The sequence below is a fragment of the Pectobacterium carotovorum genome (assembly GCF_033898505.1).
GTDB classification, from domain to species: domain Bacteria; phylum Pseudomonadota; class Gammaproteobacteria; order Enterobacterales; family Enterobacteriaceae; genus Pectobacterium; species Pectobacterium carotovorum_J.
In genome coordinates, this window is sequence record NZ_JAXAFK010000004.1 from 243,687 (window position 1) to 265,346 (window position 21,660).

General features: G+C 52.0%; 18 protein-coding genes. 4 read left to right on the forward strand and 14 right to left on the reverse strand.

All coding sequences use genetic code 11. The features are described 5' to 3' along the window. Positions 1-112 precede the first annotated feature (112 nt). Entirely contained in the window at positions 113-856 is a 744-nt protein-coding gene (locus tag R9X49_RS18190; RefSeq protein ID WP_319849749.1) for a hypothetical protein, read from the forward strand. 54 nt (positions 857-910) lie between these two features. Here R9X49_RS18190 and R9X49_RS18195 read toward each other — a convergent pair whose 3' ends face one another. Then, positions 911-2,248 carry an NCS2 family permease gene (locus R9X49_RS18195; protein WP_015842348.1) on the reverse strand — a complete coding sequence of 446 codons (1,338 nt, stop codon included), beginning with the start codon at positions 2,246-2,248 and terminating at the stop codon, positions 911-913. 348 nt (positions 2,249-2,596) lie between these two features. On the opposite strand from R9X49_RS18195, the gene yieH reads away from it, so the two are divergent. Further along, positions 2,597-3,265: a 6-phosphogluconate phosphatase gene (gene yieH, locus R9X49_RS18200; RefSeq protein ID WP_319849750.1), complete on the forward strand. Its 669-nt coding sequence runs from the start codon at positions 2,597-2,599 to the stop codon at positions 3,263-3,265. A 101-nt stretch (positions 3,266-3,366) separates the two neighbouring features. Here yieH and R9X49_RS18205 read toward each other — a convergent pair whose 3' ends face one another. The 5 genes from R9X49_RS18205 to R9X49_RS18225 form a co-directional block, all read right to left on the reverse strand. Further along, positions 3,367-4,095, reverse strand: coding sequence for an amino acid ABC transporter permease (locus R9X49_RS18205; RefSeq protein ID WP_319849751.1), 729 nt, complete (start codon positions 4,093-4,095; stop codon positions 3,367-3,369). Position 4,096: 1 nt separating this feature from the next. After that, positions 4,097-4,840, reverse strand: a complete 744-nt coding sequence (locus R9X49_RS18210) for an amino acid ABC transporter permease (protein WP_319849752.1) — start codon at positions 4,838-4,840, stop codon at positions 4,097-4,099. A 93-nt stretch (positions 4,841-4,933) separates the two neighbouring features. Further along, on the reverse strand, positions 4,934-5,770 hold the full coding sequence (locus R9X49_RS18215) for an ABC transporter substrate-binding protein (protein WP_319849753.1): 837 nt from the start codon (positions 5,768-5,770) through the stop codon (positions 4,934-4,936). 124 nt (positions 5,771-5,894) lie between these two features. Then, the gene (locus R9X49_RS18220) at positions 5,895-6,890 is read right to left on the reverse strand and encodes a VirK/YbjX family protein (RefSeq protein WP_319849755.1); all 996 of its coding nucleotides are present in this window, start codon (positions 6,888-6,890) and stop codon (positions 5,895-5,897) included. A gap of 334 nt (positions 6,891-7,224) precedes the next feature. Next, positions 7,225-8,409, reverse strand: a complete 1,185-nt coding sequence (locus R9X49_RS18225) for a benzoate/H(+) symporter BenE family transporter (protein ID WP_319849756.1) — start codon at positions 8,407-8,409, stop codon at positions 7,225-7,227. A gap of 90 nt (positions 8,410-8,499) precedes the next feature. Here R9X49_RS18225 and R9X49_RS18230 point away from each other — a divergent pair, with 90 nt between their 5' ends. Then, positions 8,500-9,066 (forward strand): XRE family transcriptional regulator, encoded by a 567-nt coding sequence (locus tag R9X49_RS18230; protein ID WP_319849757.1) that lies wholly within the window; start codon positions 8,500-8,502, stop codon positions 9,064-9,066. 61 nt (positions 9,067-9,127) lie between these two features. Here the strand turns inward: R9X49_RS18230 and phoU are convergent, their stop codons facing one another. The 8 genes from phoU to glmU all read right to left on the reverse strand — a co-directional run bounded on the left by phoU (position 9,128) and on the right by glmU (position 18,993). Further along, positions 9,128-9,859 (reverse strand): phosphate signaling complex protein PhoU, encoded by a 732-nt coding sequence (gene phoU, locus R9X49_RS18235; RefSeq protein ID WP_015842340.1) that lies wholly within the window; start codon positions 9,857-9,859, stop codon positions 9,128-9,130. Between the two features lie 12 nt (positions 9,860-9,871). Then, on the reverse strand, positions 9,872-10,645 hold the full coding sequence (pstB, locus tag R9X49_RS18240) for a phosphate ABC transporter ATP-binding protein PstB (protein ID WP_010681437.1): 774 nt from the start codon (positions 10,643-10,645) through the stop codon (positions 9,872-9,874). A gap of 86 nt (positions 10,646-10,731) precedes the next feature. Beyond that, the gene (gene pstA / locus R9X49_RS18245; RefSeq protein ID WP_319849758.1) at positions 10,732-11,619 is read right to left on the reverse strand and encodes a phosphate ABC transporter permease PstA; all 888 of its coding nucleotides are present in this window, start codon (positions 11,617-11,619) and stop codon (positions 10,732-10,734) included. Then, positions 11,619-12,578 carry a phosphate ABC transporter permease PstC gene (gene pstC / locus R9X49_RS18250; RefSeq protein ID WP_015842338.1) on the reverse strand — a complete coding sequence of 320 codons (960 nt, stop codon included), beginning with the start codon at positions 12,576-12,578 and terminating at the stop codon, positions 11,619-11,621. Before pstC ends, pstA begins: the two co-directional genes overlap by 1 nt. 167 nt (positions 12,579-12,745) lie before the next feature. Continuing rightward, a complete protein-coding gene (gene pstS, locus R9X49_RS18255) occupies positions 12,746-13,786 on the reverse strand; it encodes a phosphate ABC transporter substrate-binding protein PstS (protein WP_319849760.1) in 1,041 nt (346 codons plus the stop codon). Positions 13,787-13,997: 211 nt separating this feature from the next. Further along, the gene (locus R9X49_RS18260) at positions 13,998-15,425 is read right to left on the reverse strand and encodes a DUF4026 domain-containing protein (RefSeq protein ID WP_319849761.1); all 1,428 of its coding nucleotides are present in this window, start codon (positions 15,423-15,425) and stop codon (positions 13,998-14,000) included. A 167-nt stretch (positions 15,426-15,592) separates the two neighbouring features. Further along, entirely contained in the window at positions 15,593-17,425 is a 1,833-nt protein-coding gene (glmS, locus tag R9X49_RS18265; RefSeq protein ID WP_319849762.1) for a glutamine--fructose-6-phosphate transaminase (isomerizing), read from the reverse strand. A 197-nt stretch (positions 17,426-17,622) separates the two neighbouring features. Next, positions 17,623-18,993, reverse strand: coding sequence for a bifunctional UDP-N-acetylglucosamine diphosphorylase/glucosamine-1-phosphate N-acetyltransferase GlmU (gene glmU / locus R9X49_RS18270; RefSeq protein WP_319849763.1), 1,371 nt, complete (start codon positions 18,991-18,993; stop codon positions 17,623-17,625). Between the two features lie 314 nt (positions 18,994-19,307). Between glmU and pelX the strand changes: the two genes are divergently transcribed. Further along, the gene (gene pelX, locus R9X49_RS18275; protein WP_319849764.1) at positions 19,308-21,542 is read left to right on the forward strand and encodes a pectate disaccharide-lyase PelX; all 2,235 of its coding nucleotides are present in this window, start codon (positions 19,308-19,310) and stop codon (positions 21,540-21,542) included. Positions 21,543-21,660: the final 118 nt, after the last annotated feature.

The following is a 21,660-nucleotide window of genomic DNA, read 5'->3' on the forward strand; positions in this document are numbered from 1 at the left end:
AATTATCGCCGATTTATCCATCGATTTTTCTTTAGATCACATATTAGTCTGATAATATGCATTGGTAATGCCTGATAGGTTCCCATCTTTTATCACGATCACGGAGTGAACAATGACCTGCCATTTTGTCAGGTGGACAAGCACGGAAGCGCTTCCTGACTTACAAAGATTGCCCGATAGGCTCATCTCATCAACACAGGGTTTTTCAGCCAAACGCCGTGAGCGTTATCTGAAAAGTCGCGTGCTGCTGGCTGAGATGATGTTCTATTTTTTCGGCTATCCGCTGTTACCCACGCTGCTGGTGTCCCCTGAAGGACGCCCTTATTTTGCCGATCCCAATATGCCCAATTTCAGCATCGGCTATGCAGGCAATACCATCGCCATCCTCCTGAGCGAAGAAGGCAGTGTGGGTATGGATATCGAAATCGTTCATGTCAGGCCAACGAATCAGGCTATTCCACAGATGCAGGCGCAAACTCAGGCCGAACAGGCGTGGATCGACGCTCAGCACGACCCGCTGGAAGCGGCAACGCAGCTATGCACCATTCGCCAGTCATTGATGAAAATCCCTGGCGTAAACAGCCATCCTCCCAATAACCTGAAACTCCACCCCGCCTCTGGCAGGCTGCGTTCAACCTGCACCCCCGCCGTAGAAGTGATGAGCGATGTTGATGATTATCTTGCCTGGGCCTGCGCCCATATCCCTACACTTAACCGATTGATCATGTGGAAATATACATCGGCATCGGGCATGAGAAAATCGGGAGAAATTCTACAGCAGCAGCGCCAGTCTTTACGCTATATGAAATTGACCAGCCATACGATAGAAAAAGTTACCTCTACCGCCTCACAGTAGCCAGCCGCCTTGTAGCAGGCTGAGGCTCCGGGAAAGCCCGGAGCCACGAACGGATTAATGCGCGTCGATAAACACGATTTTCAGCAGGAACAGCAGCGCAACGACAACCACACACGGGCTGATTTCACGCCAGCGTCCCGTCGCTAACTTCATTACACAGTAAGAAATGAAGCCCAGCGCGATCCCCTCGGTAATAGAGAAGCTGAACGGCATCATCACGGCGGTAATAAAGGCCGGAACGGCTTCCGTCAAGTCATCCCACTTCACACGCGCCAGACTGGACGTCATCAGTACGCCCACGTAAATCAGTGCGCCCGCGGCCGCATAGGCAGGCACCATACCCGCCAGCGGTGACAGGAAGATCACCAACAGGAACAGCAAACCCACCACCACGGCGGTCAGACCGGTGCGCCCACCGACGGACACGCCAGAGGAGCTTTCAATATACGCCGTAACGGAGGAGGTGCCGATAAACGAACCGGCCACAGAGCTAACGCTATCAACATATAGCGCCTGCTTCATACGCGGGAACTTACCGCGCGCATCGACCAGACCGGCTTTATCCGTCACGCCAATCAGCGTACCGGAGGAGTCAAACAGGTTAACCAGCATGAAGGAGAAAATAATGCCGGACATCCCGAGGTTCAGCGCACCCGCCAGATCAACCTGACCGACCACCGACGTTACGCTCGGCGGCATAGAGAACACGCCAGCAAACTTCACATCACCCAGCAGCAGGCCAATCGAGGTGGTCACGACAATGGAGATCAGCACCGCAGCATGAATATTGCGTGAAGCCAGCGCCACAATAATGAAAAAGCCCAGCGCACCCAGCAGCACGCTGTGTGACGTCAGGTTGCCAATTGTCACTAGTGTTTCAGGATTAGGAACGATAATACCGGCATTTTTCAGGCCCATCATGGCAATGAATAGCCCGATACCGCTGGCGATCCCCAAACGCAGGCTAAGCGGGATATTGGCGATCATCCAATAGCGAATCTGGAAGATGGTCAGCAACAGGAAACCGATTGCGCCCCAGAAAATAGCACCCATCGCAACCTGCCATGGCAGCCCCATCGCTCCCACAACAACAAACGCGAAAAACGCATTCAGCCCCATTGCTGGAGCCAGCGCCACAGGCAGGTTCGCCAGCAGCCCCATCAAAATACTGCCGAATGCCGCAATCAGACAGGTGGTCACAAAGACCGCTTTGGTATCCATCCCCGCCGCACCCAGAATCTGCGGGTTAACAAAAACGATGTAGACCATCGTCAAAAACGTCGTGAAACCGGCAATCGTTTCCGTACGTGCTGTCGTGCCGTGTTGTTTAAGTTTAAACACGCGCTCCAGCAGGCCCTGCTCGGTAGCAAGACCGGGTTGTGATTTATTCATGAGTAACAATCCAAAGAAGGGAATAACTGTCGTCGGGTATCCTATAACAAAACGCTACGTTTTTACGTTGATCCCACGTTTTTTTTCATCGAATAAGAAGAACCTATTAACGTCATCGTTTTCTCTCGGTTAAATCCCCCTGATTTTACGCAAGATAGCGCTAAAAATGGCTTTGTAGGTCGCAATATCGGGTCAATTGGTTAAAGTAAGGAACGCCTTCTCATTCTGATCGTTTAAGAACCGAGATACCGGGGCGACCACGGTGCGAGGTGTCCCTACGGGAACCTCATCACCGTGTTTCCCCTAAAGTGATAATAAGACTTTATATTTCATCGATAAGGATTGGTCATGCCACGTATTGAATGCGTCTTCTTCGACTGTGATGGCACGCTGGTTGATAGCGAAGTGCTGTGTTGTCAGGCTTATGTGAATATCTTCATCCCATACGGGGTGAACTTATCGCTGGAGGAGGTGATAAAAACCTACAAGGGCGTGAAGCTGTACGAGATTATTGCCCGCATCAGCCAGCAGCATGGCTTAACCGTATCGGTAGAAGACGCGGAGCGTCATTTCCGGCAAGAGGTGAAACGGCTGTTCGATGAATCCCTGCAACCGATCGAAGGCGCACGTGAGCTAGTGCAGTCCATCACCGTTCCGATGGCTGTGGTTTCTAACGGCCCGGTCAGCAAGATGCAGCATTCGCTCGGCCTGACGCATATGCTCGATCTGTTTGGCGACCATCTCTACAGCGGCTACGATCTGAAAAAATGGAAGCCCGATCCCGCGGTGCTGTATCACGCTGCCGAGCAGCTACAGCTTCCGATTGAGCACTGCATTTTGGTTGAAGACTCCGCCGCTGGCGTACAGGCTGGCATCGCGGCGGGCATTCCGGTGTTCTATTACTGCGCCGATCCCCACAATCAGCCGATTCATCATCCGCTGGTCACGATGTTCGATGATATGCGTGAACTGCCGCAAATCTGGCGCGAAAAAGGCTGGAATATCACCGAGCAGTAGCAGCATCGAGATACACGGGGCGACCACAGGGGTGAGGCCTCCCTACGGGAACCTCCCCCTGTGTTTCCCCTAATAACAGGCTTCAGTGACCCGTATTCGTCTCACGCAGGCTTATTCCGCCACCACAGCAAACGGCGCTTCGGCTGCTTTTCCTGCTGGTTAAAACGGGCGTTAACCCGGTTAGCCAGCAGTTCCAATGACAGGCAAAACACAAAGTAGACCAGCGCGACAAACAGGAAAACCTCCATCGGGTAGACCATGCTGCGGTTATTAACCTGGGTAGCGAGAAACGTCAGCTCGCCGACGCCGACAATGTAGGCCAGTGAAGTGTCTTTAATCAGGGAAATCCACTGATTAATGAAAGAGGGCACCATCATCCGCAGCGCCTGCGGCAGGACTATCTGCCATAGCACCTGCCAGCGGCTTAATCCCAGCGAGAGTCCAGCCTGCCACTGGCCGCGCCCAATCGCGACAATGCCCGCTTTCACGCCATGCGCCAGATACGCCGAGGCGATAAGCGCCAGCGCACACACCACGGTCGTGATTTCAGGGATATCGACGCCAAAAACGATCGGCAGCAGAAAGTAGGTCCAGAAAATCAGCATGATGACGGGAATCGCACGGAAAAACCCTAGCACCATCGCCAACAGCGCGCTCCATACGCCTCGGGACATCGCCAGCGCCACGCCCAATATCGTACCCAGAACAGCAGAGGCTACGCCCGCCAGCAGACTCATCACCAGTGTCAGCGCCGCGCCACCCAGCGGGCCATCCGGGAACGTTCCCCACATCAAATAACCGATGTTATCGGTGATAACGGTAAAATCCATCTCAGTGTCTCTCCGCCAGATTGCGCTGCTGACGCCACATGCCCCAACCTTCCATTACGGCAATAATCACGATGTACAACACCGTCGCCACGCCAAACGCCTGAAACGTGCGTAAGGTTTCCGTCTCCACCTGACGCGACGCGTAGGACAATTCAGCGACGCCAATCGCCATCGTCAACGACGAGTTCTTAACGATATTCATGTATTGCCCCAGCAGCGGTGGCAAAGCGATTTTTAGCGCCTGCGGCAGCACCACATAGCGCATGGATTGCCAACCGGTTAGCCCCAGAGCATGCGCCGCGTACTTCTGCCCTCGCGCCACACCGCGAATACCGGCGCGAATTTCCTCGGCAATAAACGCGCTGGAGTAGAGCGTCAGCCCGGCCAGGCCCGCCAGAAACTCAAAAGAAGGCCACGCTAACGTCATGCCCAATAGCGAAAGAACATGCGGAGTGTTCAGCCATTGCATCATCTCTGAGGGAAAAAGCTGACCGGCACCGAAATACCAGAAAAACAGCTGCACCAGCAGCGGCGTATTACGAAATAGCGAGCTGTAAGCAACAACGATGCTGCTCAGCAGCCGAATCTGGCTGTCTCTGGCTGCGGCCAACAGAAAGCCCAGCACCGTAGACAGGACGATCGTACTCAGGGATATGCCCAGCGTGATCAAGAAACCGTGCCACAGCCAGATGAGGTATTGAGGAGCCAACAGCCACGACTCAATCGATTGCAGCGCCGTATCCATGCGTTTATCTCTCTTTGTCATTATTACGAGGTACAAATAGAAATGCCCTCTGCATGCAGAGGGCTAAGATCATCGCACTGAAGATGTCAGCTATCAGGATTTAGGCTGCTGATCCAACGGGGCAAAGGTGAAATCGCCGCGCGGCTGAGCCGATTTCGTGCTTGGCCCAAACCAGCGATCGTAGATCGTCTTCGCTTCGCCCTGTTTTTCCAGGTTAATCAGCGTGTCGTTAATCTTCGCTGTCAGGCGCTCTTCGCCCTTCGGAATCCCGACGCCCTGATACTCTTTGGTGATGCTGAACGGAGAGATTTCAAACTCCGCCTTCTGGGCATCAGGTACGTTCGCCAGCAAACCGACCAGCTTGGCATCATCCTGCGTGATGGCCTGAACGTTGCCGTTACGCAGCGCAGCGAAGGCCAGCGGCGTATCGTCGTAGGAAATCACTTTGGCAGTCGGGTAGTGTTCACGCAGGGTAATTTCCTGCACGGTGCCTTTATCGGCGCCGATACGCAGCGTTTTGATGTCGTCCGGCGTTTTCAGCACGCCTTTACGGGCGATGAATTTCTGCCCGGTGGCGAAGTAAGGAATACTAAAGTTAACCTGCTTGGCACGCTCATCGGTAATGGTGAAGTTCGCAGCGATCAGATCGACTTTCTGCGAACTTAACAGCGGAATACGGTTAGCCGGGTTAGTCGCGCGCAGCTCCACCTTCACGCCCAGCGCCTTACCAATCGCCTCGGCGATATCCACGTCATAACCCACCAGCTTTTTGCTCTGCGGATCGACATAGCCAAACGGCGGGTTGCTGTCGAAGACAGCAATTTTCACCACGCCCGCCTTCTGAATGTCATCTAATTTATCTGCCTGTGCAGCACCAGAAACGGAAGCCAATCCGGCCAATAAAGTCACTGTCAAAATCTGCTTTTTCATTCCCTGCCCCTTAGTTATCGCTGTATTAACAGCAGGCTATCAGCAGGGTGAAAACGCGGGAAATAACATAAACAGCTATAATATAACCTTATGTTACTTCGGTATTCTGGCAGATTATCCTGATTCAAGTACGTTCTGGTGGATTGATGGAAAGCGGCAAACTACCGCCAAGCACGTCATTAATCTGACTGGCTACCTCATCAAATAACGCATAGCGTCGGCGGTATTCCGCCCGTTTGCGGCTGGGAATGTCCTGTTCAGACTTTCTCGGAATTGATAACGGCAACGCAATGTTGCCATCAGGCAGCGATTGACCGCCGTGAGCGAAAAGGAAAGCATTGTAGTCGGCCAGAAAAACATGGCGTTTCTTACTGCGATAGCGCCAGTGTTTATAGATATGCGTTTCGTTACTGACCGCGACAACGTGCGCCAGATTAAGGCCTCGAGCCAAGTTAAGCAGGCCTTCCAGAAGAAGGCGTTTGGGAAACAGACTATGGCAATCTCGCGTCGCGCCCTGAATAACGTGATGCGGCGTTTGTGCATCCGGCCCCTGGATACCACCGACAAACAGGCTCATTTCCCCTTCAATGCGCAGGATGGAGAATGTCATCTGTGCCAGCACGTGCTCGCTGCTCTCAAGTTGCAGGGAAAGTTCGCCTTCCTTACACATTTGATCGTTAGTCATCAGGCGAAGCGTGTAATTTTCACCACTTTTCCCCTGAAAACGAGCCAGAACGTTACCGCTCTCGTTCTGACCATATAACAAGCGCTGGCGATGTAACGGCAACGATTGGATAAAGCGGTAATGATCCATTAAGGCCGCGCAGGTTTGATGTGTCGGTAGCGACGCCATCAGGTAAGGGCGCTGGAGCTTGCTGTACAGCTGATTTCCGTCACGTCGAAAAATATCCTGCACGGGATAATTAACGATAAAACTAAGCCATTTCATGGTCAGCAGCGGGTGAAGCATCACTCGGGCGGTATATTTTATACGCCAGTGAACGCTTTCCCAGCGCCGATCCGGCTTGTGTTTCCCTGTTGCTAATGCCAAAAAAAGGGAAAATGCGGCCCGAAACTGGGTTTTCGTACTGCCAAATGATTGTGTAGAGGTAATGTCCATGAATGTCACCGTGATTAAGATGACGAAATCGTAGCGGGACATTCATCAATGAAACTAAAATCGCGACACCTAAAAAGCCGCGTTCTCTTATCCGTTGAGGATTAATTTAAGATAGGCGCTCGCCTAATCGCGATCGTTTAAGGATCAAGATACCGGGGGCTACCACGGTGCGAGGTATCCCTGCGGGAACCTCATCACCGTGTTTCCCCCTATAAAATGCAAACGCATTTTAAATGCCACTTGTGGCAGCCCGTCAGGGCGAGCACAGGCACTGGGCGAGTAAATCCATGTTTAAGTGAACAGCATTAGGTACTCGCCTATTTTCCTACTTCACTCAGCGTAACGCCGCTTTTCTTCCAGACAGCACCAGCCAGGTCATCATCCCGCCAATCAGTCCCCAAAACGCCGCGCCGATTCCCCATAGCGTCAATCCAGAGGCGGTAATCAGGAAAGTGACTACCGCGGCATCACGCTGTTGTTCATCCAGCAACGCACGATACAGACTGCCCGAAATGGTGCTGAGCAGCGCCAAACCGGCGATAGCGTGAATCAGCGGCTGCGGCAGCGCCGTAAAAAGCTGTCCGATAGACCCACCGAAAACGCCCGCCAGCAGATAAAACCCACCAGCAGCGACGGCGGCAAGATAGCGTTTCTTCGGATCGGGGTGTACATCCGATCCCATACAGATCGCGGCGGTAATCGCGGCGATACAAACGGAGAAGCCACCGAACGGCGTCAATATCAACGCAATTAATGCCGTAACGGTAATCAGCGGCGACACGGGAACCTGATAGCCAGCGGCTTTCAGCGTGGCAATGCCCGGTGCGTTCTGCGATGCCATGGTGACAATGAAAAATGGAATACCTACGCCCAACAACGATGCCCACGAAAAATGCGGCGTAATAAACGCCGGTACGGCGAATACCAGCGGTGAATCAGAGACCGCAATTTGCCCTCGAAATAAGGCCAGCAGCAGGCCAGCAAATAATGTCAGCACAATGGCAAAACGGGGCAACAGCCTACGGCTGAGCAAATAAGTCACGCACATCGTGAAAGCCAGCCAGAAATCCTGTTGCAGGGAAAGAAAGGCATCCGCGCCAAAGCGCAGCAGAATCCCCGCCAGCATCGCGGCAGAAATGGCCTGCGGAATGATGTTCATCAGGCGGGCAAAGAGGCCGGTGATCCCGCAGATAAAGATAAGCGCGGAAGCAAACAGGAACACGCCGATCGCTTCATTGAGTGACGTCCCCGGCAGGCTGGTGACCAGCAACGCCGCCCCTGGTGTTGACCAGGCCGCCAGTATCGGCGCACGGTAGTACAGCGACAGGCTAATGGACGCCAGCCCTTGGGCAATCCCCAGCATGCTTAACCAGCCGCCGATCTGCACCGCACTGGCACCCGCCGCTTCCGCCGCCTGAAAAATGATAGCGGCCGAACTGGTGTAACCCACCAGTACTGCAACAAAACCGGCGATAAGGGTCGAAAAGCTGACATCTTTTAGCGCAAATGACGCAGGCATGGTATACCTTCACTCTTGTCGTGCGCTATAGCGCACAGAAAGCGTTAACATAGCAGCGTGCGCTATAGCGCACAAGCAGGAGCAGCCTTGATGTCTGATAAGCTAACCCGCCGGATTGGCAATACCTTGAAAACGTTAAGGCAAGAGAAAAGCTGGAGCCTCACGCGTGCGGCAGAAGAGACGGGAGTAAGCAAAGCAATGCTGGGCCAGATCGAGCGGGGCGAGTCCAGCCCAACGGTTGCCACCCTGTGGAAAATTGCGACCGGAATGAATGTGGCGTTCTCTACCTTTATTGAACCGACGCTCACAGATGAAGACGTGACGTATCGCTCGGGAGCAGGTTCGGCATTCAGGGAAAATGAGGCGGGAATGCACGTTGTGCCGATCTTCCCCTTCGACGAAAAACTGCGTTTCGATATGTTGGTTATTGAGCTGGCAGCGGGTGCCAGTAGCACCTCATCGGCGCATGAAAGCGGGGTGATCGAGCATATTATTGTGCTGGAGGGCCAACTGGAGATGACCGTTGATGGGCAGACACAGTTGTTATCCGCGGGGGATGCCCTGCGTTTTGCCGCCGACAGAGAGCACCGCTACCACAACCCTGCCGATACTACTGTTCGCTTCCACGATCTGATTCACTATCCTGATAAAAACTAAATCGTGATAAAAAATAACGCCCTGCAAGCAGGGCGTCAGCATGATAAGCCTAAGAACGGGCTTACTCTTCTTCTTTCTTCTCTTTCTGCGCCAGCAGCTTCTCCAGCGCATCGCCACCGAGGTGACGGAAGTCCTGACCTTTGACGAAGTAGAAGATAAATTCGCAGATATTCTGGCAACGGTCACCGATACGCTCGATAGAACGGGCGCAGAACAGCGCGGTCAGTACGCTTGGGATGGTGCGGGAATCTTCCATCATGTGAGTCATCAGCTGACGCACAATGCCTTCGTACTCTTTATCCACTTTCTTGTCTTCGCGATAAATACGAATCGCTTCGTCCAGATCCATACGGGCAAAAGCATCCAGCACGTCATGCAGCATTTGCACGGTATGGCGCCCTAATGATTCCAGGCTAACCAGCAGCGGCTGATGCTGATGGGAGAATTTCTCCAGCGCGGTGCGACAGATTTTATCCGCCACGTCACCGATACGTTCCAGTTCAGAGATGGTTTTGATGATCGCCATCACCAGACGCAAGTCGCTCGCGGTAGGCTGACGTTTCGCGATAATGCGCACGCAGGCTTCATCAATCGCCACTTCCATCATGTTAACTTTGGCATCGCCTTCGATGACCTGCTGAGCCAGCTCCGCGTCCTGATTATGCATCGCGGTAATCGCGTCAGTCAGCTGTTGCTCCACCAGCCCGCCCATTGTCAGGACCTGCGTGCGGATATGTTCCAGTTCGGCGTTAAACTGACCGGAAATGTGTTTGTTCAGATTCAGATTATCCATGATGCTTCCTAATCAACCGTAACGGCCGGTGATGTAATCTTCAGTCTGTTTCTGCCGTGGAGCAGTAAACAGGGTATCAGTATCGCTGAACTCGATCAGCTCACCCAAATACATAAACGCCGTATGATCTGAACAACGCGCCGCCTGCTGCATGTTGTGAGTCACAATGACCACGGTGTAGTCTTTTTTCAGCTCGGAGATCAGCTCTTCAATGCGGCCTGTAGAAATGGGGTCGAGCGCAGAACAAGGTTCATCCAGCAGCAAGACATCCGGGCGGATCGCAATACCGCGTGCAATACATAAACGCTGCTGTTGACCACCAGACAGGCTGTAGCCGCTCTGGTGCAGTTTATCTTTCGTCTCTTGCCATAGCGCCGCTTTGGTCAGCGCCCACTGCACACGCTCATCCATATCGGCGCGAGACAGTTTTTCAAACAGGCGAACACCAAACGCGATGTTATCGTAAATGGACATCGGGAACGGCGTCGGCTTCTGGAAAACCATGCCAACCTTGGCGCGCAGCAAGGCGATATCTTGCTTATCCGTCAGGATGTTATTGCCATCCAGCAGGATGTCGCCTTCAGCACGCTGCTCAGGATAGAGCTGGTACATTTTGTTCAGCGTACGCAACAGCGTGGATTTGCCACAGCCGGACGGGCCGATAAACGCAGTAACCTGATTCGCGGCAATATCCAGCGTGATGTTTTTCAACGCATGGAATTTTCCGTAATAGAAATTCAGATCGCGTACCTGGATTTTGTTGGATGTCTCAGTTGCCATACTCATCAAGACTTCTCTCTTTTTCCTGGCGCTGACTGGCAACGCCTTGAATTTATTTAATGTTTCTCAGCAAGCTAATATTTCTTAGCAAATCAATGCTTCTTCGCGGAGAAAATAACACGCGCCAGAATATTCAGCAGCAGAACGCACAGCGTAATCAGCAGAACCCCTGCCCAAGCCAACTGTTGCCACTCCACAAACGGACTCATGGCAAATTTGAATATGGTGACCGGCAGGTTAGCAATCGGATGCATCAGATCCGTGCTCCAGAACTGATTCGACAGCGACGTAAACAGCAACGGTGCGGTTTCCCCAGCAATACGCGCGATAGCCAGCAACACCCCGGTGATAATGCCCGATACAGAAGCCTTCAGCGTAATCGCAGAAATCATTTTCCATTTCGGCGTACCCAGCGCATAAGCCGCTTCACGCAGGCTATCCGGCACCAGTTTTAGCATGTTCTCGGTGGTACGAATCACAATCGGCACCTGCAACAGCGCCAGCGCAATCACGCCCGCCCAGCCGGAGAAGTGCTGCATCTTTGCCACCACCAGCGTGTAGACAAACAGGCCAACCACAATTGAAGGCGCTGACAGCAGGATATCGTTGATGAAACGAATCACTTCGGCGATCCAGGATTTACGACCGTATTCCGCCAGATAGATACCCGCCATAATGCCCAACGGCGTCCCCAGCAGCGTCGCCCACAGGATCAGCAATCCGCTCCCGACGATGGCATTCGCCAGTCCGCCACCTGCCGTATTCGGCGGCGGCGTCATCTCGGTAAACAATGCCAGAGACATACCGTCTACACCGCGGGTCACTGTCGAGAACAGAATCCAGATCAACCAGAACAGGCCAAATGCCATCGTGGACATGGATAAGAACAGCGCAATGCGGTTTTTCTGGCGACGCCAGGCCTGCATTTTACGCCGCGAGCGCGCCAGTGCGGCTTCTTGTTCTATGCCTAATGTAGCCATTAGCGCGCCCCCTCATTTTTTGCCAGACGCATCACCATCAGCTTTGAACACGCCAGAACAATAAAGGTAATCACAAACAGAATCAGACCCAGCTCCATCAGCGCCGCCGTGTGCAGGCCGGATTCCGCTTCGGCGAATTCGTTCGCCAACGCAGAGGTAATACTGTTGCCAGGCATATACAGCGACGCGCTGTCGAGCTGGTAGGTGTTACCGATGATAAAGGTGACCGCCATGGTTTCCCCCAAGGCGCGCCCTAATCCCAACATCACCCCGCCGATCACGCCGTTTTTGGTGTAAGGCAGCACAATGCGCCAGATCACTTCCCACGTCGTACAGCCGATGCCGTAAGCGGACTCTTTCATCATGACTGGCGTTTGCTCAAACACATCACGCATCACCGCCGCAATATACGGGATAATCATGATGGCCAGAATGACGCCGGCCGCCAGAATACCAATCCCGAACGCCGGGCCAGAGAACAGTGCGCCCACAATAGGAATGCCGGACAGGACGTTGCCTACTGGCTGTTGGAAGTATTCGGCAAACAGCGGAGCGAAAATAAACAGCCCCCACATGCCGTAAACAATACTCGGTATGGCCGCCAGCAATTCAATCGCCACGCCAAGTGGGCGCTTCAACCATGCGGGTGCCAGTTCGGTCAGAAATAACGCAATCCCGAAGCTAATCGGGATGGCAATAATGAGTGCAATCAGTGAGGTCACGACGGTACCGTAAATCGGCACCAGTGCACCAAACTGTTCTGCGGGCGCATCCCACTCTTTCGTCCACAAGAAGGCAAAACCGAACTTCTCGATGCTGGGCCAGGACGCTACAATCAGGGAAACAATGATGCCTCCCAAGAGCAGTAGCGTGACCAGCGCCGCCAGTTTTACCAGCGTGCTGAAGAGGATATCGCCATATTTTCCCGGGGCTTTGATAGTTGGCTTGTACTCAGCCATACGTCTCTCTTCTCATTTTTAACTACATATGAAAGGCAGAGAGGTTATGATTACCTCTCCGCCCCGATACGACTTGTTATTCCACTACGTATTTCCCAGAACCTGACAACCTCATCACGTTTTGGTTATCAACACGAGGTCGATGCAATACGTTGTTGATGCAATAATTAGTACAGCGCTTTACCGTTGCTGTCTTTTACCTGGGTTTTCCAGGCAGCACGGATTTGCTCAACCACTTCTTTTGGCAGTGTGGCGTAATCCAGAGCAGTAGCCTGCTCGCCGCCTTTCTTGAACGCCCAGTCGAAGAATTTCAACACTTCAGCGCCCTGCTCAGGTTTATCCTGCTTGGTGTGAACCAGGATGAAGGTAGTTGACGTGATTGGCCACGCGTCCGCGCCTTTCTGGTTGGTCAGATCCTGAGCAAAAGATTTGCTCCAGTCGATCTCTTTAGCCGCGTTGCTGAAGCTCTGTTCAGTCGGGCTAACTGGCTTACCATCAGCAGAAATCAGTTTGGTGTAGGCCAGGTTGTTCTGCTTGGCATACGCATATTCTACGTAACCGATAGAACCAGGCAGACGCTGTACGAACGCTGCGATACCATCGTTACCTTTACCGCCCAGACCGGTTGGCCAGTTAACGGTAGAGCCAGAACCGACTTTCTCTTTCCACTCGGCATTCACTTTCGCCAGGTAGCTGGTGAACACGAAAGAAGTACCAGAACCGTCAGCACGACGAACGACAGCGATATCCTGATCCGGCAGCTTGGCATTCGGGTTCAGTTTGGTGATTGCCGGGTCGTTCCATTTTTTGATGTTGCCCAGGTAGATATCACCCAGTGTTTTACCATCCAGCGTCAATTCGCCAGATTTGATACCAGGAACGTTCACTGCCAGTACCACGCCACCGATAACGGTAGGGAACTGGAATAAACCATCCTGTGCTAATTTGTCGTCAGCCAGCGGCGCATCAGAAGCACCGAAGTCTACAGTTTTAGCGACAATCTGTTTTACACCGCCAGAAGAACCGATTCCTTGATAGTTAACTTTATTACCGGTTTCTTTTTGATAAGAGTCAGCCCATTTAGCATAAACAGGCGCAGGGAATGTCGCACCGGCACCGGTGAGGTTAGCAGCAGCAAAAGCAGAGAATGCCGTCAGAGAAAAGGTTGCCGCAACAACACTGGCAAGAGTGGTACGCATCAGTTTCATAATCCCTCCTGTGGGATAATCGACGTGTCGACGTGGAGTCGTTATCAATCAGAGTTATCAAATCAGAGTGTAGTTCGCAGGAGGAAAAATAGGACAATTTAGTGACAGTAAAATGTACACAATATGACAGTTTTATGACAAAGAGACCGTAAGCGGGAAAATTCAGGGGCAACCAGCCAGAACACGCGTTCTGACTGGTAAAGAAGCAAAGTCAGTGAGTCTGGCTATGGCTAAGCAGTTTGTAAATCGTATCAGGCTTATAGCTATCGCCCTGATAATAAATCGCCCAGTCAGTTACCCGTGATATATCAACGGAATACACACCACCTTCCTGCATATCCTCAACGTAGAACGGATGATTGATTAATGTTCCCGTGACGACCGTATCGTGGATTTTTTCAGGTATAAACCACATGTGCTCACGCTCTTCTCCCTCTTCGCCATGAGGGATGCCAAACTTCACCATAAAGCGCCATTCATTTTCGACAGGCTTCGGTGATTTTTTTAGTAGCTTAGCTAAAAATCCCTGCTTAGCCGGTTCGTCACTCACATGGTAGTTTTTAAACATATTGACGAAATAACGCCAGCGCAGCTGCGCCTTACGCGACATTTCTGCCGTTTCCGCATTCGTACGCCAGAACATGATGGCATTCTGCTCATCAAATCCTTTAAAGAACGTTTGCAGTACCGGGTTTTCTTCGTTGGTACGAAACAGCATACAGGAAGGCTCCTGATGCACATCATCCCGATCGGCGCGATCGCCCAGAAACACGCCTTCCGGCGTCCCTTCCAGATCGTAGCGCATCTCTTCCAGAGGCCGCAGTTGGTCAATCGGCGTGGATTGATTCACATGCCGTAGCCCTTCTTCAAACGGCAACGCCACCAAATATTCATAGCCGCTGTCCGTTTGTCCGCACAGAATCGGCTCATTAAAGGTAATTTGCTGATTTTGAATGGCATTATTGACAAAACTTCTGAATAAATCCGGGATGCCATAATACGAACTCAGCGTCTCTGGAATGACTAGTTCCGCTTCCGTCAGGCCGCATCGCGCCAGACCATGCGAGTGAAACCAGAATGTCGTTGGCGGATCGTTCTCGGTGTCGTACACGGCATGAATGGTATACAACGATTCAATTTCCGGCAGGACATCATCCTCTAGCTGAAAATTCAGCCATTCGCGGGTAAACACGTTACCGGCGGCAGAAATATCGATCCCCAGGAGAAAATCCGGTACCACCGCACTTAATAAACGAAGCTGATGAACGTAGTCTTCCAGCGGGTTTTGCCCAAAAAGACACTCGACCATCACTTCCTGCGTTGCCGCATTAGCCTGCGCCAGCAGTTCAGGTGAAATTGGGTCGGTTGAATGTATCGGCGTGATTTTATTCTCGGGATCGCGCTCCGATACCTCAAGATAAAAGGTCAGCTCTCTATCCTGATGGCGACAGGTATAAAAGAACCCGCCTTGCCCCTGTTCGGGATAGCTTATTTCACCATCAGTAAAGAATGACTGCGCCTCTAACAGGCTTTCCAGCAGCGGATAGTTCATCTCTCGTGAGGAAAAGGCCACCATCGTTGAAGGCGCTTTTTCGCCCTTTCCCTCGGCGATATCCAGGTATTGTTGTTTGTTATTCATATTAAGAACGAGTCAGTATTCAATATGGGTAAACCAATATACCGAATAAATTTTAATGAGGAGAGTTTGGAGAGCTTAAAAAAAATGGGGAAGAAAAAATGAGCCGTAATATGAAAAATAAACGAAGGTAAGTAGCACCAGGGCTATTTACCTTCGTTTTTTAAAAATTACTCAACAGTAACGGATTTCGCCAGGTTACGTGGCTGATCGACATCAGTGCCTTTAATCAGCGCGACGTGATAAGACAGCAGCTGCAACGGCACCGTATAGAAGATTGGCGCGATCACTTCTTCGATGTGCGGCAGTGGAATAATTTTCATATTTTCGCTGCTGGTGAAACCGGCATCTTCATCTGCGAAAACATACAGTTCACCACCGCGCGCCCGCACTTCTTCGATGTTGGATTTCAATTTCTCCAACAGTTCGTTGTTCGGCGCTACCACTACAACCGGCATATCCGCATCGATCAGCGCCAGCGGGCCGTGTTTCAGCTCGCCTGCCGCATAGGCTTCCGCGTGGATGTAAGAGATCTCCTTCAGCTTCAGCGCGCCCTCCATTGCGATCGGATACTGATCGCCACGGCCAAGGAACAGCGCATGGTGCTTGTCAGAGAAACCTTCTGCCAGAGATTCGATGAGCTTGTCCTGAGACAGCATCTGCTCAATACGCGCAGGCAGCGCCTGCAAACCATGAACGATGTCATGCTCAATCTGCGCATCCATACCACGCAGACGGCCAACGCGCGCCACCAGCATCAGCAGAACGGTAAGCTGGGTGGTGAAGGCTTTGGTCGACGCCACGCCAATCTCTACGCCCGCTTTGGTCATCAGTGCCAGATCGGATTCACGCACCAGCGAGGAACCAGCAACGTTACAGATAGCCAGCGATCCCAGATAGCCCAGTTCTTTGGACAAACGCAGCGCTGCCAGCGTATCCGCCGTTTCACCGGACTGAGACAGGGTAATCATCAGGCTGTTCTTACGCACCGCAGGCTTGCGGTAGCGGAATTCTGAAGCGATTTCTACGTCGCACGGAATTCCCGCCAGCGCTTCAAACCAGTAGCGAGAAACCATGCCAGAGTTGTAAGACGTCCCGCAGGCGATGATCTGAACGTGCTCAACCTTCGCCAGCAGTTCATCCGCTTTCGGGCCTAATTCAGAAAGATTAATTTCGCCGTGACTGAAACGCCCTTCGAGGGTGTTCTTGATCGCCATCGGCTGTTCGTAGATCTCTTTCTGCATGTAGTGACGATACGCGCCTTTGTCACCCGCATCGTAATTCACTTTTGATTCAATTTCTTCGCGTGTAGCAAGCTGGCCGGCTTTATCAAACACGCGCACGTCACGACGGGTGATTTCCGCGATGTCGCCTTCTTCCAGGAACATAAAGCGACGCGTCACGGGCAGCAGCGCCAGCTGATCGGAAGCAATGAAGTTCTCACCAACACCACGGCCAATCACCAACGGACTACCAGAACGCGCGGCAACCAGTACGCTTGGGTCGCGGTTATCCAACACCACCATGCCATACGCACCGCGCAGCTGTGGGATCACACGCTTAACCACCTCAACCAGCGTGCCGCCGTTCTGCTGCTGTTCAAAATGAACCAGATGGGCAACGACTTCCGTATCGGTTTCAGAAACGAAACGATAACCGCGACCGATCATCAGCTCGCGCAGCGGTTCGTGGTTTTCGATAATGCCGTTATGGACGATAGTGATATGTTCAGAAACATGCGGGTGTGCGTTCTCTTCAGAAGGTTCGCCGTGCGTTGCCCAACGGGTGTGGGCGATACCGGTACCACCGTGCAACTCACACTCTTCGGCTGCCTGAGACAGTACCTGCACTTTCCCCAGACGGCGTAAACGGGCGACATTTCCTTCGCTATCAACAACCGCTAACCCCGCAGAGTCATAGCCGCGATACTCAAGACGGCGTAAACCTTCCAACAAAATTTCAGCAACATCACGTTGCGCAACTGCGCCTACAATTCCACACATCGATGGTATTCCTATAAAAGTGACATATTGTGTCACCAGGGATGTCTTAGACCTGATTGTTCCGGTTTTTCCGGGTTCCCCGAGCCTTGTAGAGAGTTGGGGATTATTATGTTTTGTTCTGTACTCTGGGAAACCCCTCGGGGGATCGGCCAACGTACAGGACAAAACTGCCTCCGCCACTGCGGAGGCATTAAATATTATTTCTTTTTCACTGGACGCTGCCAGCCGGAAATATGCCGCTGTTTCACGCGGCCGACCACCAGCTCATTCTCTGCTACATCACGCGTAACCGTTGTTCCCGCACCAATGGTCGCACCGCTGGCAACGCTAACGGGTGCCACCAATTGGCTATCCGAACCGACAAATACGTCGTCGCCAATAATCGTTTTGTGTTTATTCGCACCGTCATAATTACAGGTGATCGTTCCCGCGCCAATATTAACACCGGAACCGATATCCGCATCACCCAAATAGCTCAGGTGACCCGCTTTTGATCCTTTGCCTAAACGCGCCTTTTTCAATTCGACAAAGTTACCGACATGCGCGCCTTCAGCCAGTTCAGCGCCTGGACGCAAACGGGCAAACGGGCCAACGGTACACTCTGCTTCTAACACGGCGTCTTCCAACACAGAGTAAGGACTGATTTCACAACCGTCGCCAATGGTGCTGTTTTTAATCACACAGCCTGCGCCGATTTTCACCCGGTTGCCTAGCTTAACATTACCTTCAACAACGACATTGACATCAATCACCACATCGCGACCATGGGTCAACTCGCCACGCAGATCAAACCGTGCCGGATCGAGCAGCATCACACCGGCCAGCAGCAGCTTATCTGCCTGTTCACGCTGATAAACCCGCTCCAGCGCCGACAGTTGCAGGCGATTATTGACGCCCTCCACTTCACTCAGCCGCTCGGGATGAACCGCTTCAACACGCTGACCCTCTTCCGCTGCCATCGCAATGATATCAGTGATGTAAAACTCGCCTTGTGAATTATTGTTATTCAGCTGGCTTAACCAACGCTTCAAATCCTTGCCGTTCGCAATCAAAATGCCGGTATTGATCTCGTTAATCTGGCGCTGCTCTTCACTGGCATCCTTGTGCTCGACGATCCCCACAACAGCACCGTTTTCACGCACAATTCGCCCATAGCCCGTCGGATCGTCCAGTTTCACCGTCAACAGGCCGATACCGCCCTGCGGCTTAGCCTGACGTAAACGCCCCAGCGTTTGTGGCGAAATCAGCGGCACATCGCCATACAACATCAGGATGTCTTCATCATCGGCAAAATAAGGGGCAGCTTGCTGCATCGCATGGCCGGTTCCCAACTGTTCCGCCTGCAGTACCCAGTTCAAGGCTGGATCGGTCAATTCACGTTTGAGTAAATCACCGCCGTGACCATAGACCAGATGAACGTGCTGTGCGCCTGTTGTCATTGCCGCATCAATGACGTGCTGAACCATCGGCTTACCTGCCAGTTTATGTAACACCTTGGGAAGGTCGGAATACATACGGGTTCCTTTACCCGCAGCAAGGATCACCACACTCATAGCACTATTTGACATAAGCATCCTGACAGTGCGAAGCCATCGCTCCGCAAGAATAAAAATGGCTAGCCTGTTACGGCATGAATAACCAGAGTTTACCGAAACTCATGCATAACGCGGATACTTTTTGGTGAGTTTTTTCTGAAAATCTCGCACAAAACGACGAATACTCATGACGGGAGAGTGAAGTCCCCAAAAACAGAAATGGCACAGGGTTTCATAAAAAACAGACTTTGTTTTTAAGTATTTCCATTTGTGACACACGCAAAAGAAACAGCGTTTCATTTATAGCAATATACGCGGGCGAATAATTCAATAACGAAGGAGATACAATGAAACGTTGTTCTTCACCAAAATGTGATTCTTTACGGAAACACCGTTCTTCACGCCTCGCAGCCGTCGCGTTGACGAATGCATTACTTTTCAGCTTCAGTACACACGCCGCGACAGAATCAACGCCAGTCTGGCACGGCATCGCCTTTGGTCAATCAACAGACGTAAACTTCTCATCCAATGTCCTGCCGGAAAAAATTGGTGTTAACGACGTCACTATTAACGGCAAGAAATTAGCGCCGGGAGATAACGCTGATTTGTCCGCGCCGATCACGATCGAGAGTCGTGGCGGAAAAATAGCCAATACCCATGACGGACTGACGTTTTTCTATACGCAGTTGCCTGCCAATGTGAATTTTACGCTTCAGTCTGATATTACCGTGGAACAGTTTGGGCCTGAAAACGGCGCCAAACCTGCGGCTCAGGAAGGGGCAGGGATTCTGGTGCGCGATATTATCGGCGTGCCGCGTCAGCAACCGCTGAAAGAAGGGTATGAAGAGTTCCCTGCTGCGTCCAACATGGTGATGAACGCCATCATGACGCAGGATAAAAAGTCTCATACCGAAATTAAACTACAGGCTATTTTGCGCAATGGCGTGACACAGCCGTGGGGCAACGCAGGCGCCAAGATTACCAAAACCAGCTATCAGGAAAATGTGAATCTGGAGCAAACGCCGACGTTCCGCCTGAAACTGGAACGTACCAACGACGGTTTCATTACCTCTTATGCACCGAAAGGCACGGATAACTGGGTATCAAAAGAAGTCAAAGGCGCGGACGTCGTTACCAAGCTGGATAAAGACCACTACTACGTCGGTTTCTTTGCCTCCCGTAACGCCAAAATCACCGTCAGCAATGCTCAGTTGACCACCACGCCAGCGCAAACCAAAGCGTCACCGGAGTTTAAGGCTAAGGCTTATGATCCTTTGCTTCAGGTGATGTCATCGCCTAAAACCACCAGTGAACACTATGTTGTGCAGGCGAAAGCCAATTACAACGGCACGATCGCAGTATCACAAGACGGTAAATCTCTGGGCGATGCCAAGCAGGTAAAAGCGGGAGAGACCTTCTCTCTGCCTGCGAAAATTGCCGGCAACGGCGCTGAGTTCAAGATAGCCTATCAGCCTGCGGAAGGGGATGATAAAGCGGTAAAAGAGAGCACATTCAAGGTTGAAAGAGTGGCCTACGCAGACGCTAAAAATCTGTATGTTTCGCCACAAGGTTCAGCCAGCAATGACGGCAGTAAAAATGCACCGCTCGATTTAGCCAGCGCCGTCGCCGCTCTGCCAGCAGGTGGTACCATTTGGCTCAACGATGGTGATTACAGCGCGGCTGAAATCCCTGTCAGCGCCAGCGGCCAGCAAAAAGCCGTCAAAAACCTGTTTGCTGTCAGTAATAAAGCCGTCATTCACGGCCTACAGCTGAAAGCGAGCCATTGGCATGTTAAAGGGATTGAAATCACAGAGAAACCGTTCCGTATCGAGGGGAGCTACAACACCATCGAACGCGTTCTGGCGCACCACGCTGACGATACCGGTATTCAGGTGACCTCAACGGCCGATGTAGGCAGACCGCTGTGGGCCAGCCATAACCTGATCCTGAACTCTGAATCTCACAGCAACCAGGATCCAGGCAAAATTAACGCCGACGGTTTCGCGGTGAAAATGCGTGTCGGTGAAGGCAACGTGATTCGCGGCGCGTTCTCACACAACAACATCGATGACGGCTTCGACCTGTTTAACAAAATCGAAGACGGTGCAAACGGCGTTGTGGTGATCGAGAACTCAATTGCCATGAACAACACCAGTAACGGTTTCAAAATGGGTGGCGAAGGTCAGCCGGTGGCGCATCAGGTTAAACACAGCATTGCCGTGGGTAACAAGCTTGATGGTTTCACTGACAACTTCAACCCTGGCGCACTGATCGTTGAAGACAACATCGCGTTAGATAACGAACGCTTTAACTTTATTTTCCGCCCAAGCCCTTACTCAGGCCCGGAAAAACAAGGCGTCTTCAAGAACAACGTTTCGCTGAAAACCAAAGCGGGTAAATATGATGATGCAGTTGTCGGCAATATCGATAACACCAACTATTTCATCAAAGGCGACCGTTCGGTTAACGCGCAAGGTAAGGAAATCACCGTAAATAATTTCGTTTCGGTAGCCATCCCTGAGACGTTTACGCGTGATGCCAAAGGCAATCTGGTACTTGGCGACTTCCTGAAGAAAAAATAAGGGCTTCAAGCCCCCGCCTAACAAGGTAGGGGGCTGACAAAGCATATCGAGCAGTAGTAAATGGGTTTATCCGTGCTCTTAATGCCTGCTTTCGCAGGCATTTTTATATGTCACATAC